The sequence below is a fragment of the Streptococcus oralis genome, from assembly GCF_001579175.1.
GTDB lineage: Bacteria > Bacillota > Bacilli > Lactobacillales > Streptococcaceae > Streptococcus > Streptococcus oralis_O.
In genome coordinates, this window is the sequence record NZ_KQ970760.1 from 540,471 (window position 1) to 556,037 (window position 15,567).

The 15,567-nt window shown below is 40.2% G+C and carries 15 protein-coding genes and 1 other annotated feature; all 15 genes read left to right on the forward strand.

From position 1 onward, the window contains the following. Positions 1-214 precede the first annotated feature (214 nt). The 15 genes from SORDD24_RS07015 (at position 215) to SORDD24_RS07085 (ending at position 15,533) form a co-directional block, all read left to right on the forward strand. Positions 215-802 carry an ABC transporter ATP-binding protein gene (locus tag SORDD24_RS07015; protein WP_061409020.1) on the forward strand — a complete coding sequence of 196 codons (588 nt, stop codon included), beginning with the start codon at positions 215-217 and terminating at the stop codon, positions 800-802. 3 nt (positions 803-805) lie between these two features. After that, the gene (locus tag SORDD24_RS07020; RefSeq protein ID WP_061409023.1) at positions 806-1,990 is read left to right on the forward strand and encodes a hypothetical protein; all 1,185 of its coding nucleotides are present in this window, start codon (positions 806-808) and stop codon (positions 1,988-1,990) included. 157 nt (positions 1,991-2,147) lie between these two features. Beyond that, positions 2,148-2,279: a sequence feature (ribosomal protein L20 leader region), on the forward strand. Between the two features lie 15 nt (positions 2,280-2,294). Then, positions 2,295-2,825 (forward strand): translation initiation factor IF-3, encoded by a 531-nt coding sequence (infC, locus tag SORDD24_RS07025; RefSeq protein WP_000848184.1) that lies wholly within the window; start codon positions 2,295-2,297, stop codon positions 2,823-2,825. A gap of 32 nt (positions 2,826-2,857) precedes the next feature. Beyond that, a complete protein-coding gene (gene rpmI, locus SORDD24_RS07030; RefSeq protein ID WP_001125942.1) occupies positions 2,858-3,058 on the forward strand; it encodes a 50S ribosomal protein L35 in 201 nt (66 codons plus the stop codon). Between the two features lie 51 nt (positions 3,059-3,109). Continuing rightward, the gene (rplT, locus tag SORDD24_RS07035; RefSeq protein WP_000124830.1) at positions 3,110-3,469 is read left to right on the forward strand and encodes a 50S ribosomal protein L20; all 360 of its coding nucleotides are present in this window, start codon (positions 3,110-3,112) and stop codon (positions 3,467-3,469) included. Between the two features lie 173 nt (positions 3,470-3,642). Next, a complete protein-coding gene (locus SORDD24_RS07040) occupies positions 3,643-5,307 on the forward strand; it encodes a molecular chaperone HscC (protein WP_061409026.1) in 1,665 nt (554 codons plus the stop codon). Positions 5,308-5,320: 13 nt separating this feature from the next. Then, positions 5,321-7,960, forward strand: coding sequence for a J domain-containing protein (locus SORDD24_RS07045; RefSeq protein ID WP_061409030.1), 2,640 nt, complete (start codon positions 5,321-5,323; stop codon positions 7,958-7,960). A 97-nt stretch (positions 7,961-8,057) separates the two neighbouring features. Next, on the forward strand, positions 8,058-8,438 hold the full coding sequence (locus SORDD24_RS07050; protein ID WP_042902591.1) for a lactoylglutathione lyase: 381 nt from the start codon (positions 8,058-8,060) through the stop codon (positions 8,436-8,438). A gap of 246 nt (positions 8,439-8,684) precedes the next feature. Then, positions 8,685-9,485, forward strand: a complete 801-nt coding sequence (locus SORDD24_RS07055; protein WP_061409033.1) for a dihydroorotate dehydrogenase electron transfer subunit — start codon at positions 8,685-8,687, stop codon at positions 9,483-9,485. Continuing rightward, complete coding sequence (locus SORDD24_RS07060; protein ID WP_196757279.1) at positions 9,448-10,434, forward strand: dihydroorotate dehydrogenase; 987 nt, start codon at positions 9,448-9,450, stop codon at positions 10,432-10,434. Before SORDD24_RS07055 ends, SORDD24_RS07060 begins: the two co-directional genes overlap by 38 nt. Before the next feature lie 110 nt (positions 10,435-10,544). After that, a complete protein-coding gene (locus tag SORDD24_RS07065) occupies positions 10,545-12,797 on the forward strand; it encodes a glucosaminidase domain-containing protein (protein WP_081103540.1) in 2,253 nt (750 codons plus the stop codon). Between the two features lie 166 nt (positions 12,798-12,963). Beyond that, positions 12,964-14,004 carry a DNA/RNA non-specific endonuclease gene (locus tag SORDD24_RS07070; protein WP_061409039.1) on the forward strand — a complete coding sequence of 347 codons (1,041 nt, stop codon included), beginning with the start codon at positions 12,964-12,966 and terminating at the stop codon, positions 14,002-14,004. 91 nt (positions 14,005-14,095) lie between these two features. Next, positions 14,096-14,332: a DUF2829 domain-containing protein gene (locus SORDD24_RS07075; protein WP_000141914.1), complete on the forward strand. Its 237-nt coding sequence runs from the start codon at positions 14,096-14,098 to the stop codon at positions 14,330-14,332. Further along, the gene (locus tag SORDD24_RS07080; RefSeq protein ID WP_061409042.1) at positions 14,325-15,023 is read left to right on the forward strand and encodes a 3-oxoacyl-ACP reductase; all 699 of its coding nucleotides are present in this window, start codon (positions 14,325-14,327) and stop codon (positions 15,021-15,023) included. The genes SORDD24_RS07075 and SORDD24_RS07080 overlap by 8 nt, the downstream gene beginning before the upstream one ends. A gap of 9 nt (positions 15,024-15,032) precedes the next feature. Further along, positions 15,033-15,533, forward strand: a complete 501-nt coding sequence (locus SORDD24_RS07085; RefSeq protein ID WP_061409045.1) for an NUDIX hydrolase — start codon at positions 15,033-15,035, stop codon at positions 15,531-15,533. Positions 15,534-15,567: the final 34 nt, after the last annotated feature.

Sequence of the window (15,567 nt, forward strand, 5' to 3'; positions counted from 1 at the left end):
CAGTTACTAAAAGTTATCGGTATGATTGGAATACTGTTTGGAAGTATAGTATGAATTACCACGGACATAAATATGTAAATATTTCAAGATGGTCTGCTTATTGCTCTATAATGACTATAAAGTTGGTCCGATTGGCATTATGTTCGCTATGAGGTCATTAACTACTAGACAGGAAACTATCAATCGTTAAAGAGTGAAAAAAGGAGGGCTGTATATGATAACTCTTACTCATGTTACCTTAAAAACACGACAAGTCATCTTGCAAGATGTTGATTTCACCTTTAAAAAGGGCAGGATTTATGGCCTTCTTGCTATCAATGGCTCGGGAAAGACGACACTATTCCGAGCTATGAGCAAGTTGCTTCCCCTTAGTAGTGGACACATCGCAGTTCCTCCTTCTTTATTTTATTATGAGAGCGTTGAATGGCTGGATGGAAACTTAAGTGGGATGGACTACCTTCGTCTCATAAAAAACATCTGGAAGTCAGACCTAAACTTGAGGGATGAAATCGCCTACTGGGAAATGGCTGACTATATCAGTCTTCCCATCCGCAAGTATTCCTTAGGGATGAAGCAACGCTTGGTGATTGCCATGTATTTTCTTAGTCAGGCGAAATGTTGGCTCATGGATGAGATTACAAATGGCTTAGATGAGTATTATCGACAGAAATTTTTTGATAGACTGGCACAAATCGATAGACAAGAGCAGCTGGTTCTTTTAAGTTCCCACTATAAGGAAGAGTTGGTTGATGTCTGCGATAGAATAGTAACCATTCGTCAGGGACAGATAGAAGAGGTTTAGTTTATGAAAGATGTTAGTCTATTTTTATTGAAAAAAGTTTTTAAAAGTCGCTTAAATTGGATTGTCTTAGCTTTATTTGTATCTGTACTCGGTGTTACCTTTTATTTTAATAGCCAGACTGCAAACTCACACAGCTTGGAGAGCGAGTTGGAAACTCGTCTTGTAAAAGATGAGAGAATCATCAATGAAAATGAAGTGAAGCTTTCCCAAATGTCTGACACCAGCTCGGAGGAATACCAGATTGTTAAAAGTAATTTAGACTCGCAAAAAAATCTTTTGACTCAAAAGAAAGAAATTCTGGCTTTGTTAAAAGAAGGACGTTGGAAAGAAGCCTACTATTTGCAGTGGCAAGATGAAGAGAAGAATTATGAAGTTATGTCAAATCAACCGACTTCTAGCTCTGAATTAAAAATGGCGAGCGACCGCCAACGGAAGATTTACCAAGCCCTGTATCCCTTGAATATAAAAGCCCACAATTTAGAATATCCGACCCACGGGATTGATCAGATTGTCTGGATTTTAGAGGCTATCATCCCAAGCTTGTTTGTGATTGGTATTATTTTTATGCTAACACAACTGTTCGCAGAAAGATATCAAAATCATCTCGATACAGCTCAGTTATATCCTTTTTCAAAAGTGACATTTGCCCTGTCCTCTCTTGGAGTTGGGATGAGTTATGTAACCGTGCTGTTTATCGGAATCTGTGGATTTTCTTTCCTAGTGGGAAGTCTGATAAGTGGTTTTGGACAGTTAGATTATCCCTACCCGATATATAGCTTAACAAATCAAGAAGTAACTATTGGAAAGATACAAGATGTGTTATTTCCTAGCTTGTTCTTAGCTTTCTTAGCCTTTATCGTCATTGTGGAAGTTGTGTACTTGATTGCTTACTTTTTCAAGCAAAAAATGCCTGTCCTCTTTCTTTCACTCATTGGAATTGTTGGCTTGTTGTTTGGTATCCAAACGATTCAGCCTCTTCAAAGGATTGCACATCTGATTCCCTTTACTTACTTGCGTTCAGTAGAGATTTTATCTGGAAGATTACCTAAACAGATTGATAATGTCAATCTGAATTGGAGCATGGGAATGGTCTTACTTCCTTGCCTGATTATCCTTTTGTTAGTGGGGATTCTATTTATCGAAAGATGGGGAAGTTCACGTAAAAAGGAAGTTGTTAATAGGTCTTAGCATTCCTATACGGAAGATGAGGGGAAAAATAACATAGAGAGGGAACCAACTAGGTTCTCTCTTTTTGATGCAGACATCAAGAAGAAAACAGAAAGTTTTTTGAAAAAATGACTTTTTATCTTGACAAGGAATAGAAAACTTGGTATCATATAAAAGTTGAGAAAAGCAGAAGTGAGAGCTTCTCGCCTTGTGACATCAAGTTGCCTGGCCCTACGGATGAAAAGTTTCTAAGAAACGCTATCATAACGTGCGGGCTTGTATCATTACGGGCCCGCTCTTGTTTTTCTCTAATAATAAAAAAGAGGTGAAAACCATAGCAAAGCAAGACTTATTCATCAATGATGAAATTCGTGTACGTGAAGTTCGCTTGATCGGTCTTGAGGGAGAACAGCTAGGCATCAAGCCACTCAGCGAAGCGCAAGCATTGGCTGATAGTGCAAATGTTGACTTAGTATTGATTCAACCCCAAGCAAAACCACCTGTTGCTAAAATTATGGACTACGGTAAGTTCAAATTTGAGTACCAGAAAAAGCAAAAAGAACAACGTAAAAAACAAAGTGTTGTTACTGTGAAAGAAGTTCGTCTGAGTCCAACCATTGACAAGGGTGACTTTGACACAAAACTTCGCAATGCACGCAAGTTCCTTGAAAAAGGAAATAAAGTTAAGGTATCCATTCGCTTTAAAGGGCGTATGATCACCCATAAAGAGATTGGTGCAAAAGTTTTAGCCGAGTTTGCTGAAGCAACACAAGATATTGCGATCATCGAACAACGAGCTAAGATGGATGGACGCCAAATGTTCATGCAGTTGGCGCCAGCAACTGACAAAAAATAATTGTCAGAAAGTTAAATAAAGGAGAAAAAATCATGCCAAAACAAAAAACACACCGCGCATCAGCTAAACGTTTCAAACGTACAGGTTCTGGTGGACTTAAACGTTTCCGTGCTTACACTTCTCACCGTTTCCACGGAAAAACTAAGAAACAACGTCGTCATCTTCGTAAAGCATCTATGGTGCATTCAGGAGATTTCAAACGTATCAAAGCAATGCTTACTCGCTTGAAATAATAGCCTAACAGTAAGTAAACAATTCTAGGAAATATTTGGAGGAAATAAAACATGGCACGTGTTAAAGGTGGCGTTGTATCACGCAAACGTCGTAAACGTATTCTTAAATTAGCAAAAGGTTACTATGGAGCTAAACACATCTTGTTCCGTACTGCAAAAGAACAAGTAATGAACTCTTACTACTATGCATACCGTGACCGTCGTCAGAAAAAACGTGACTTCCGTAAATTGTGGATCACTCGTATCAATGCGGCAGCTCGTTTGAACGGACTTTCATACTCACAATTGATGCATGGTTTGAAATTGGCTGAAATCGAAGTTAACCGTAAAATGCTTGCTGACTTGGCTGTTAACGATGCAGCAGCTTTCACAGCTCTTGCAGATGCAGCTAAAGCAAAACTTGGTAAATAATAATCAACTGTTTCATTCTTACTCTCGTGGTTTTTACCGCTGGAGTAGGATGAAACTTTTTTATTTACCATAAATGATTTTCTATTTTAGAGAGTAAATCACAGATTATTTCAAAGAAAATAGGATATTTCTTGTATAATAGGAATATCTAAAAGATTTGGAGTTAGAAGAAGATGATAGTAGGTATTGATTTAGGAACGACAAATTCTTTGGTAGGGGTTTATCAAGATGGCCAGGTTAAGCTGATTCCCAATGCTTTTGGTGAGTATTTAACTCCTTCTGTTGTAGCTTTGGATGACAATGATGAGATTATAGTTGGAAAAATTGCCAAGGAACGCTTGGTGACCCACCCAGACAAGACGGTTTCTCAGTTCAAGCGTTTTATGGGGACTAAACATGAGTTGACGCTAGGAAATCGAGCATATAAGGCTGAAGAATTAAGCTCCTTTATCATTCGAAAGTTGGTAGATGATGCAGAGACCTATCTTGGAGAAAAGGTCGAGGAAGTGATTGTCAGTGTACCAGCCTATTTCAACGATTCTCAACGCTATGCGACCAAACTAGCAGGAAAATTTGCTGGAGTTCAGATTGATCGGATTATCAATGAACCTTCCGCAGCTGCACTAGCTAAAAGGTCTATGGTAAATCAAGAAGATCAATCTTTTATTGTAGTCGATTTTGGTGGTGGTACTCTTGACATTTCAGTTGTAGAGCTTTTTGATAACATTGTCGAAATCGTGTCGATTGCAGGGGACAATCGTTTGGGAGGAGAAGACTTCACTGCAGCTATTGCTGAGGAATTTTTAGTCTCCAATCAATTAACCAAGGATACGATTTCCCGAGAATTTTATAGCAAAATTCTGGTACAGGCTGAAAAGACTAAGCTAGAACTCAATAGTAAAGAAGAAGTGAAGATGACAGTTCTGGACCAAGATCAGGAATACACTCTAGACTTGAGCTACCAGCGTTTTTATGAGCTTTGTCAACCTCTGCTAGCCCGTGTTAAGACCGTTTTGGACCGTGCCTTAATGGATGCACGTTATAGCTATGTATCATCTGATAACTTTGTTCTTGTTGGGGGGACTTCAAAACTCCGCTTGGTTCAGGACTTTTTATCCTACTGTATCAATCAAATGGTTCAGGTATCTGATGATCCCGATCGGATGATTGCGAGAGGTTGTGCCCTTTTAGCGGGAATAAAAGAACGGAAGGGTGAGATACGTGATTTGTTGCTGTCTGATATTTGTCCTTTTACACTAGGGATTGAGATAGTTGGAGATCGTTTTTCGCCGATTATCGAGCGAAATTCCACCCTACCTGCTTCACGCATTGAGCAGTATTATACTGCTGAATTGGGACAGAGCCAAGTCAAGATAAAGGTTTATCAAGGTGAGATGATGAAGACTTCACAAAACCTCTTCTTAGGTGAATTAGAAGTTCCCGTACCTGTGAATACTCGCGAAAAAGAAAGTTTAACAGTTCGTTTCACCTATGATTTAAATGGAATTTTGGATGTCGAAGTGAAAATTGATTCCACGCAGGAAGTTTTTAGTCATGTTATTCTCCAAGATAGCATTACCCTGACAGAAAAGGAAATCAAGGTTAAGCAAGCAGAATTGTCTCGCTATAAGATCAATGCTCAAGAAACAGAGGTTTACCGATTCTTGATGGAGAAAGCAAATCGTCTTTACAGTATGCTTTTAGGAAGAAGAAGGGAAGAACTGATGGCATCAACTAGACAATTTGAAGAAGAAGTAAAGCAAGCTTCTATGTACCACCTACCTAAACTCTATCAATCATTTTCAAACTACCTAGAGTTCCTAGAGCGAGGACTGTAGAAGAGGAGACGTTATGAATATATGGGAAACTTTAGGGATAGAGCCAACAACTGACGTCAAGCTTATTAGAAGACGTTATGCTGAACTGGTTCGCCTCTATCACCCAGAAGACCAACCAGAAATTTACCAAGAAATTGTTGAAGCATACCAAGAGGCCTTGACTTATGCGAGGTCTAGAAAAGCGAGACCAGAAAATAGACTAAGAAAAGCGAGTGACTCTAAAGAAGCTACTGAACTTGAAGAAGAGGCAAATGGAAAGCCTAATTCTAGTCTCAACTTTGAAAACTTGACTGAAGAAACGAAAACTGAGAACGAAGAGTCTGAAAGATCTAGTCTTGATTTCAGTGATTATCAGCAATCAACTGATAAAACCAGCGATTCCTTTAACTTTGAAACTTTTAAAGCAGAAGAGGATGAGCCAAAGTCCACCCTTGACTTTAGTAGTTATAATGAAGCAGCCTATTTAATTCGAAATGCGATTGAAAGTATTGTTGGGAATGATGACTATAACCTAGAGGAACAAGAACATCTATGGCGTCAGTTCTTTAGTCAGTATCAGTATGATATGGATATTGTTCAATCCGTTTTAGAGGAAATGGATGTTTATATTTTCAACAAATCGGAGCAATTTTCTATCGTCATTCCTTTGCTGGAAGACTATGTACCTGACTTTCGATACTGGGGATATTACTATAAACTCAAGTACTGGCAAGTTAAAAGAGATATAGCAGAAGAGGAAGGAAGTTCACTTGAAAGCGCACAAGAAGCCACTGAACAATTCTCTTATTCCTATCAACTTTGCCAAGAAATTCTTCAAGATTCTAACAAAGCAAATCAATTAAGTTCTTGGATAGAGTTTTTCAAGCACCCCTATTTGGCCTTTATGGTCTTGGATCAAGTAAATCAGAATCGTCAAATAATCAAAAGCGTTCCTGTTTTAACCTATATCCTTGAAAAAAACCGACAAGTCATGTATGAAGAGGATTATCCACTCTTGGATGACTTGGTTCATTACTTAGAGCAACTAAAAGAAGAATTTGGAGAAAACGTTGACTTTAGTCACTACGCTCTAGATAATCCAGATGAAGTTGAGGCAGCCTTTTATGAACTGCTCCATGCTCGCTATCAAGACGAATACAAACTGTTACGTGATTGGCAATATCTTTTTGAAACAGTCAAAGATCACACGCTCCTACTTGATTTGTTAGAAAAGGTGGACGTCTATCCTTTAACCAATGCGAAAGTGTTAGCCCTCGTTCTCCAATTTGTAGAGCGTTACAGTGATGAGGAAGCAAATCCATATCTGAAAAAGCTTCATTTCTGGAAGAGTGTCCAGTCTTATCCTTCTGTGGTAGAGGAGTACGCACTAGATAAAAAAGAAAATTTTGACTACTGGTACAATGAAGGTTATCTCTATATTGATAAGCTCACCAAGAGTGATGAAGATATCAATAATTGGGAGAAGTGGAAAAGCTACTTTAAAGGAAGACCACGCATTCTAACGGTTTTGCTTCAACAGATCTATAAGGAGTACCATCGGTTTACAGACGGGGAGCTCTTGAGATATGTTTTAACTCCTTTTCCTACTTCTAAAATGGCTAGCCAAATGATGACGGAAGAGACAGACCAGAAACTAGAAGAGATGACAGCCTATGCCTATGAACTTTGTCATCCAAAGGTCAAGTTATCTTATTTGAATTGGAAAAAAAGACAGGTCTTCAAAAATAAGTTCCTTCAGTTTTTCTTTAGCCTATTTACGATTGTGAGTTTGATACTCAGTGTTCTAGAGCAACCTATTTATAATTCTTGGGTCCATGCTGGTATGTTGTCTCTCTTTTACGTCTATATGCTAAAATTAAGGCAAACACCGATTGAGGAAGGAGTGACAGCTAGGGGTTCAAAACGAAAATTCTACCATAGTCCCCATCCATGGTTCCTATTCATCTTGCTATTGCTCCTCGTCCTTCCATTCTTACCGTTTGGTCTCATTGGTGCCCTTATGTTCATTACATTTTTCTGTCTTATCGATGGCTTCCAGGTGAGTCAAGGGCTGAAGTGGGATTATTCTTTGGATAAGCTGATTCCTATCGGTATCTTTCTTTCTGCTGGCTTCTTATCCGCTTTGGTAAATCGAAGCCAGATCATTTCCGGAGTTGCAATGATGTACTTCCATATTTTTGTAATCCTTGTGATTTGTTTGTCATTTACACGATTTAGTCCTGGATTTCCACCATCTCTGAAAAAAATTCTCCTTCCAGCAATCTTGGGAATTCTACTCTTTCAAATGTTGCCATTCGTTCACAGTCGTTTAGAGATCTTTAATCCGTATATTCTACGAAATGAGACTCTGACCATAACAGTTGTCCTCTTGTTAAATGGAATTGCCTTGTCTTATTTTACAAAGGAACAAGGCTTCATGATTGGTGTAAAGAAGGTCTTTATGATTTATGGATTGCAGATCTTTATTTTCCTAAGAAGACTGTTCCGAATCCTATTCGCACTTATCCCTGATTTTAGCAAAGTTTATTTTGAAAAAGACCTGTTAATCTTGAATAGCGAATTTGCTTTCTACTTCCTCGAGGGACTCTTTGTCCTTATCCTGCTTTTCCTTATTCGCAATATACGCAAGGAAAATCGTAAAAGTGCTGCTTAGAATGAAAGAGTAGAGAAGAGGACTCTAGTTCAAGTTCCTAGTAAATTTTTCTGAATAAAGGTATAATGGAACTATTCAAATGAAAGAGGTAATGAAAATGGCTTCAAAAATGCTACACACTTGCTTGCGAGTAGAAAATCTTGAAAAATCAATCGCATTCTATCAAGATGCTTTTGGTTTTAAAGAGTTGCGTCGTAAGGATTTCCCAGATTATGCCTTCACGATTGTCTATCTAGGACTTGATGGTGATGACTACGAGTTGGAATTGACCTATAACTATGACCACGGCCCTTATGTGGTAGGAGACGGCTTTGCCCATATCGCCCTCAGTACACCTGACCTTGAGGCACTTCATCAAGAACATAGCAACAAAGGCTATGAGGTTACAGAGCCAAAAGGCCTACCTGGAAACCCACCAAACTATTACTTTGTCAAGGATCCTGATGGCTACAAGGTCGAAGTGATTCGTGAAAAATAATCCAGTACAGTCAAGTAGAATGTTCGTTTTCTACTTGACTTTTTTACTTTGAAAGAGTATACTAATACAAATTTAACCTTTAAGGGGAGTCCAGAGAGACTCACAAGGTGTCAGATAAAAGGGATAGGGGACTCTCTGTGGAGACTTTTTAGGTGTGTCCATGAGTTCTATCCTATCTCGACTGAGACCTTGCAATAGCAAGGTCTTTTCTTTATCTGGTCCCCTTAAAATTTAAGGAGGAAAATCATGAATCCCACATGTAAGAAGCGTATGGGTGCGATTCGTTTGGAAACCATGAAGGTGGTTGCACAAGAGGAAATCGCTCCAGCAATCTTTGAATTAGTCCTAGAAGGGGAAATGGTTGAAGCTATGCGAGCAGGCCAATTTCTCCATCTGCGCGTGCCTGACGATGCCCATCTCTTGCGTCGTCCTATTTCAATTTCGTCTATTGACAAGACTAAGAAGCAGTGTCGCCTCATTTATCGGATTGAGGGGGCTGGGACCGCTATTTTTTCAACCTTAAGTCAGGGTGATAGTCTTGATGTGATGGGACCTCAGGGAAATGGTTTTGACTTGTCTGACCTTGACGACCAGAGCCAAGTTCTCCTCGTTGGTGGTGGGATTGGTGTTCCACCCTTGCTCGAAGTAGCCAAGGAATTGCATGCGCGTGGGGTGAAAGTAGTGACAGTCCTCGGTTTTGCCAATAAGGATGCTGTTATTCTTGAAACCGAATTGGCCCAATATGGTCAGGTTTTTGTTACGACAGATGATGGTTCTTATGGTATCAAGGGAAATGTGTCAGTTGTCATCAATGACTTAGACAGTCAATTTGAGGCTGTTTACTCATGTGGAGCGCCTGGAATGATGAAGTATATCAATCAAAGATTTTATGATCACCCAAGAGCCTATCTATCTCTGGAATCTCGTATGGCATGCGGGATGGGGGCCTGCTATGCCTGCGTTCTAAAAGTGCCAGAAAGTGATACGGTCAGCCAACGCGTCTGTGAAGATGGTCCTGTTTTCCGCACAGGAACAGTTGTATTATAAGGAGAGGGTTATGACTAACAAACGTTTACAAGTTTCTCTACCAGGCTTGGATTTGAAAAATCCCATCATACCAGCATCAGGCTGTTTTGGTTTTGGTCAAGAGTATGCCAAGTACTATGATTTAGATCTTTTAGGCTCTATTATGATTAAGGCGACAACCCTTGAACCCCGTTTTGGCAATCCAACTCCAAGGGTGGCAGAAACACCTGCTGGCATGCTCAATGCAATCGGTCTGCAAAATCCGGGTTTAGAAGCTGTTTTAGCTGAAAAGTTGCCTTGGCTGGAAAGAGAGTATCCTACGCTTCCAATCATCGCCAATGTTGCAGGCTTTTCAAAACAAGAGTACGCTGCAGTTTCTCGAGGAATTTCCAAGGCAGTCAATGTAAAAGCGATTGAGCTCAATATCTCTTGTCCGAATGTGGATCACGGCAATCATGGGCTTTTGATTGGGCAAGATCCTGATCTAGCTTATGAAGTGGTAAAAGCAGCTGTGGAAGCCTCTGATGTGCCAGTCTATGTCAAGTTAACCCCTAGCGTGACGGATATTGTCACCATCGCCAAAGCCGCAGAAGATGCGGGAGCAAGTGGGCTAACCATGATCAATACTCTAGTCGGTATGCGCTTTGACCTCAAAACAAGAAAACCAATCCTAGCCAATGGTACAGGTGGAATGTCAGGTCCAGCAGTTTTTCCAGTAGCCCTCAAACTCATCCGACAAGTAGCTCAAACAACAGACCTTCCCATCATTGGAATGGGGGGAGTGGATTCTGCTGAAGCTGCGCTAGAAATGTATCTGGCTGGTGCCTCTGCCATCGGAGTTGGAACAGCCAACTTTACCAATCCTTATGCCTGTCCTGACATCATCGAACATCTACCAAAAGTCATGGACAAATACGGCATTAGCAGTTTGGAAGATCTCCGTAAGGAAGTCAAAGCCAGTCTGAGATAAGCTAGACCTTCCTTATCGTCAACAAGAAACAGAATCTTCATCAATTTGTAATATTTCCGTCTGTTAACTATGTTACAATAGGGATTAGAAAACGTTATTGGAGCATTTAAATGAAACGATGGAAAGTGGCCCTAGTAAGTGCTGGCTTATTGGGGTGTTTTTTTACTGTAGTGGAGACAGCAAAAGCAGAAGAGGGAACGTGGCAAGGAAAGACCTACCTCAAAGCAGACGGGAAACCAGCCACCAAGCAATGGCTTTTTGACCAAACGCATCAGAAGTGGTTTTATCTTAAAGAAGATGGTCAACGTGCGGAAAACGGTTGGTTGACTATTGCTGGTAAGGACTACTACTTTGATGCTAATGGAATCTTGGCTACAAATACTTGGGTCAACCAATATTATGTAAATGCTAATGGTGCCAAGGCTAAGGACCAGTGGCTTTTTGACCAAGAAGGACAGAGTTGGCTTTACCTCAAGGCTGATGGTCAGAGAGCCAAAAACGAGTGGATTAGTCAAGGACAGGAAAAATATTACTTTAAAGAAGATGGCAAGATGGCCAAAGATGAGTGGATCACTCAAGGTGAAGATCAGTACTATGTCAATTCTCAAGGGAAAATCTTAAAAAATACCTGGCATGGCTCTCACTACCTATCTGATAAAGGAAATAAGGTCAAACAGTCCTGGATCTATGATGCCAACTATAGCAGTTGGTTCTATCTGAAAGCGGATGGCAACTACGCAGAAAACGGTTGGCAAACGGTTGATGGGAAAGATTATTATTTTAAACGGGGTGGTTATCTGGCTACAAATACCTGGCTTGGAAAATCTTATGTGACTTCACGTGGCCATAAGGCAAAAACAAGCTGGATTTTTGATAAAAATTACGAATCATGGTTCTATCTCAATGCCGAAGGCGACTATGTAGAAAAAGGCTGGCAAACAATTGATGGAAAAGATTACCATTTCAAATCAGGTGGCTATCTTTCTACAGAAAGTTGGATTGACCGCTTCTATGTTGCTAAGAGTGGTGCCAAGCTAAAATCAGAGTGGCTCTTTGATAAAAATTACCAGTCTTGGTTCTACCTGAAAGAGGACGGAACCTATGCTGAAAAAGGTTGGAAAACCATTAAAGGCAAGGATTACCATTTCAAATCAGGCGGCTACCTTTCTACAGAAACTTGGATTGACCGCAGTTATGTGACGACCAGCGGAGCAAAAGCAGGAAAGGGCTGGCTCTTTGATAAGAAATATAACTCTTGGTTCTATATTAAGGCTGATGGAAATTACGCCAATAAAGAATGGGTCTGGGATAATGGCTACTATTATCTCAAATCAGGCGGCTACATGGCCACAAGTGAGTGGGTTTGGTACAAGAATAATTGGTTCTACCTCAAGTCGAATGGGAAGATGGCAGAAAAAGAGCTGATTTATGATTCAGTTAACCAAGCTTGGTACTATCTCAAATCAGGTGGCTATATGGCACAAAATGAAACTGTAGATGGTCATACCTTGGATGCCTCAGGTAAATGGCATGTTGCGGATAAAACCAAGTATTATAAGGTAAAACCTATCACAGCTTATGTCTATAGTGCATCTGGAGAAATTTTGAGTTACATTAACCAAGGAAGCATCGTTTCACTGGACAGCTCGACCCGTAAAGGAGGCAGACTTGCAGTTTCGATTTCTGGCTTGTCTGGCTATATGAATCAAAGTGATTTGACAGCAGTGGATGAAGGAAGCGAGTTTATCCCTCATTATACTAGTGATGGGAAATTCCTCTACCATGAACTCTCTCCTTACACGAGTATCAAAGTAGCTCCACACACATCTGCTATGGTTATTGGTAAGAAGTACTACTCAACTGACGGGGAACACTTTGATGGCTTTACCATTAAAAATCCTTTCCTCTATAAAAACTTGAGGGAACCAAGTAATTATAGTGCAGCTGAATTGGATAAACTGTATTCGATGATGAACTTGCAGGATAGTCCTCTAGCAGGTAAAGGAGCGACTTTCAAAGAGGCTGAGGAACGTTATGGCGTCAATGCCCTTTACTTGATGGCCCATAGTGCCCTTGAAAGTGCTTGGGGTCGCAGTCAAATTGCCAGAGATAAGAATAACTTCTTTGGTATTGCGGCTTATGATACGAGCCCATATCTCTCAGCCAAGAGCTTTGATAATGTGGACAAAGGAATTCTCGGTGCAGCCAAGTGGATTCGTGAGAATTACATCGACTACGGCAGAGACCACCTTGGAAACAAGGCGACCGGAATGAATGTTCGCTATGCTTCTGATCCATACTGGGGTGAGAAAATAGCCAGCATCATGATGACCATCAATAGTAGACTTGGTGGGAAAGACTAATCAAAAAAATCAACGGTAACTACTGCAAAGTGGTTATCGTTTTTTTTGGACAAAGGAAGAAAATAGGATAATAACAGCCTCTTTATTCTTGAATAATTAGCAAAATGATAGTAAAATGTAAAAGGAAGAATTGATATAGTTATTATACAAAATAAAGGAGTTTTTTATGAAAAAGTTGCTCACCCTTTCACTTGCCTTACTTTCAGTAACAACGCTTGTTGCTTGTTCTGGTCATAAGGTAGAACAAACAGTTCCAGAAGAAAAAGTCGAACAGAAGCAAGCCAAGTTCGATGAAAAATTGTTTAAAGAAGCTGGACTCTTGCCTTTTAAAAATGAAAAGCAGTTAGAACTTGGGGAATTGGATTCCAAATCACGCGCGACGGGTGCTCATATTCAACTCAAGGACAGCGATGAGCCAACTGAAAAGAGAGAGCCTAAGTTGACTTATGATCCAGTTGGATGGCACAACTATAAATTCTTTTATGGTGATGGTAAAAAAGAAGCTTGGCTGATGAGTCGAGGCCATCTGATTGGGTACCAATTTAGTGGATTGAATGATGAAAAGAAAAACTTGGTCCCTATGACTAATTGGCTCAATGCTGGAAATTATTCTGGAACAGATGATCAAAACCAAAGTAGCATGCTTTACTATGAAAATCGATTGGACTCTTGGTTGGCCAATCATCCGAACTACTATCTTGACTATAAGGTGACCCCAATCTATCAGAAAGATGAATTGATCCCTAGACAGATTGAGTTGCAGTATGTGGGAATAGATGAAAATGGCAAACTCTTGGAAATCAAGTTGGGTGCTAGTAAAGAAAAGGTTGATCAGTATTCAGTGACGCATGTCGTTTTAGACAATGTTTCAGCTAATGCGGAAATCAATTACTTGGACGGTACTGCTAAAAATACAGTAGAAAACGAAGAAGAAAAAGCTAAGAAAGAAGCTGAGGAAAAAGCCAAGAAGGAAGCTGAGGAAAAAGCAAAGAAAGAGGCTGAAGAAAAAGAAGCAGCTGAAAAGAAAGCAAAAGAAGAACAGGAAAAAGCTCATCAAGCCGCACAAAAAAAGGAAGAAAGCCAAGAATCAAACTCGCAATCAACTAATTCAGGTGGCTACTTTAGAGATAAAAACGGAAGATGGCACAGACCAAATGGTAAATTCGCTTCTAAGAAAGAAATCAGAGAAGCCGGATTGCAGTGGTAGGAAGAATTTAGCAGATACACAGTCAAAAAGCCGTTGGAAAACGGTTTTTTGTTATAATTAAATGAAGAATGTAGAATTGAAGGAGAACAACATGACATTTGAAGAAATCCTGCCGGGATTAAAGGCTAAGAAAAAATATGTACGAACTGGTTGGGGCGGGGCTGAAAACTATGTCCAACTCTTTGACACTATCGAACAAAACGGGGTTGCACTTGAAGTGACGCCTTATTTTCTAATCAACGTGTCTGGAGAAGGGGAAGGTTTTTCCATGTGGAGCCCGACACCTTGTGATGTTTTGGCGACGGATTGGGTAGAAGTGAATGACTAAATGTGTACTCATTACAGGTGTAAGTTCAGGGATCGGTCTTGCTCAAGCCCGACTCTTTTTAGAGAAGGGTTATCAAGTATATGGAGTTGACCAAGGTGAAAATCCACTCTTAGAGGGTGATTTCTACTTTTTACAGAGAGATTTGACCTTGGGCTTAGACCCTATTTTTGATTGGTGTCCTCAGGTTGATGTTTTGTGCAATACTGCGGGAGTTTTGGATGATTACAAACCACTTTTGGAACAATCAGCCCATGAAATTCAAGAGATTTTTGAAATCAACTATGTGACTCCTGTTGAGATGACACGACATTATTTGACGCAAATGCTGGAAAGTAAAAAGGGAATCATTATCAATATGTGTTCTATTGCTTCAAACCTAGCAGGAGGTGGTGGACACGCCTATACTTCCTCTAAGCATGCCTTGGCTGGATTTACCAAGCAGTTAGCTCTAGACTATGCGGAAGCTGGAATTCAGGTCTTTGGGATTGCTCCAGGTGCTGTCAAGACGAGCATGACTGCTGCCGACTTTGAACCAGGTGGGCTGGCTGACTGGGTGGCTAGTGAAACGCCTATCAAGCGCTGGATTGAGCCAGAGGAAGTAGCAGCTCTTAGCCTTTTCTTAGCAAGTGGAAAAGCAAGCGCCATGCAAGGACAAATCCTGACAGTGGATGGTGGCTGGACTTTGAAGTAGGAGGATCTGATGGAAATCAAAAAACACTTTGGAGTCTATGCTGTTTGCTTTGAAAATGGGAAGTTACTCTGCATTGAAAAAACGAGGGGCCCTTATCAACATCGTTATGATTTACCCGGAGGCAGTCAGCAACTTGGTGAAGGATTGACGGAAACGCTGATTAGAGAAGTTATGGAAGAGACAGGATTTACTGTTAGAAGCTATTCCAATCCTCGAATCTACGATGTTTTCGTCAGGGAAGAGTTAACAAATTTTACTGTTCACCATATCATGGCATTTTATGATATTGAGGTCAACGAGAAGGAACCTCAGGTTACGATTTCGGAATCTGTCTCTGATGGTGCGAATGATTCACTCGGATATATTTGGGTGAATATTCAGAAAATCACAGAAGAAAATGCATCACCATTAGTCTTGAAGGTTAAGTCTGAATTATTAGGATTTCCAGAGCTGGACAAGACCTTGTATATGAATTGGAAGGTGAATGATGAGAAACCAACTTGTCCTTAGTGGAGAACAAATTGTTGAAAAAGTTTATCCTCAG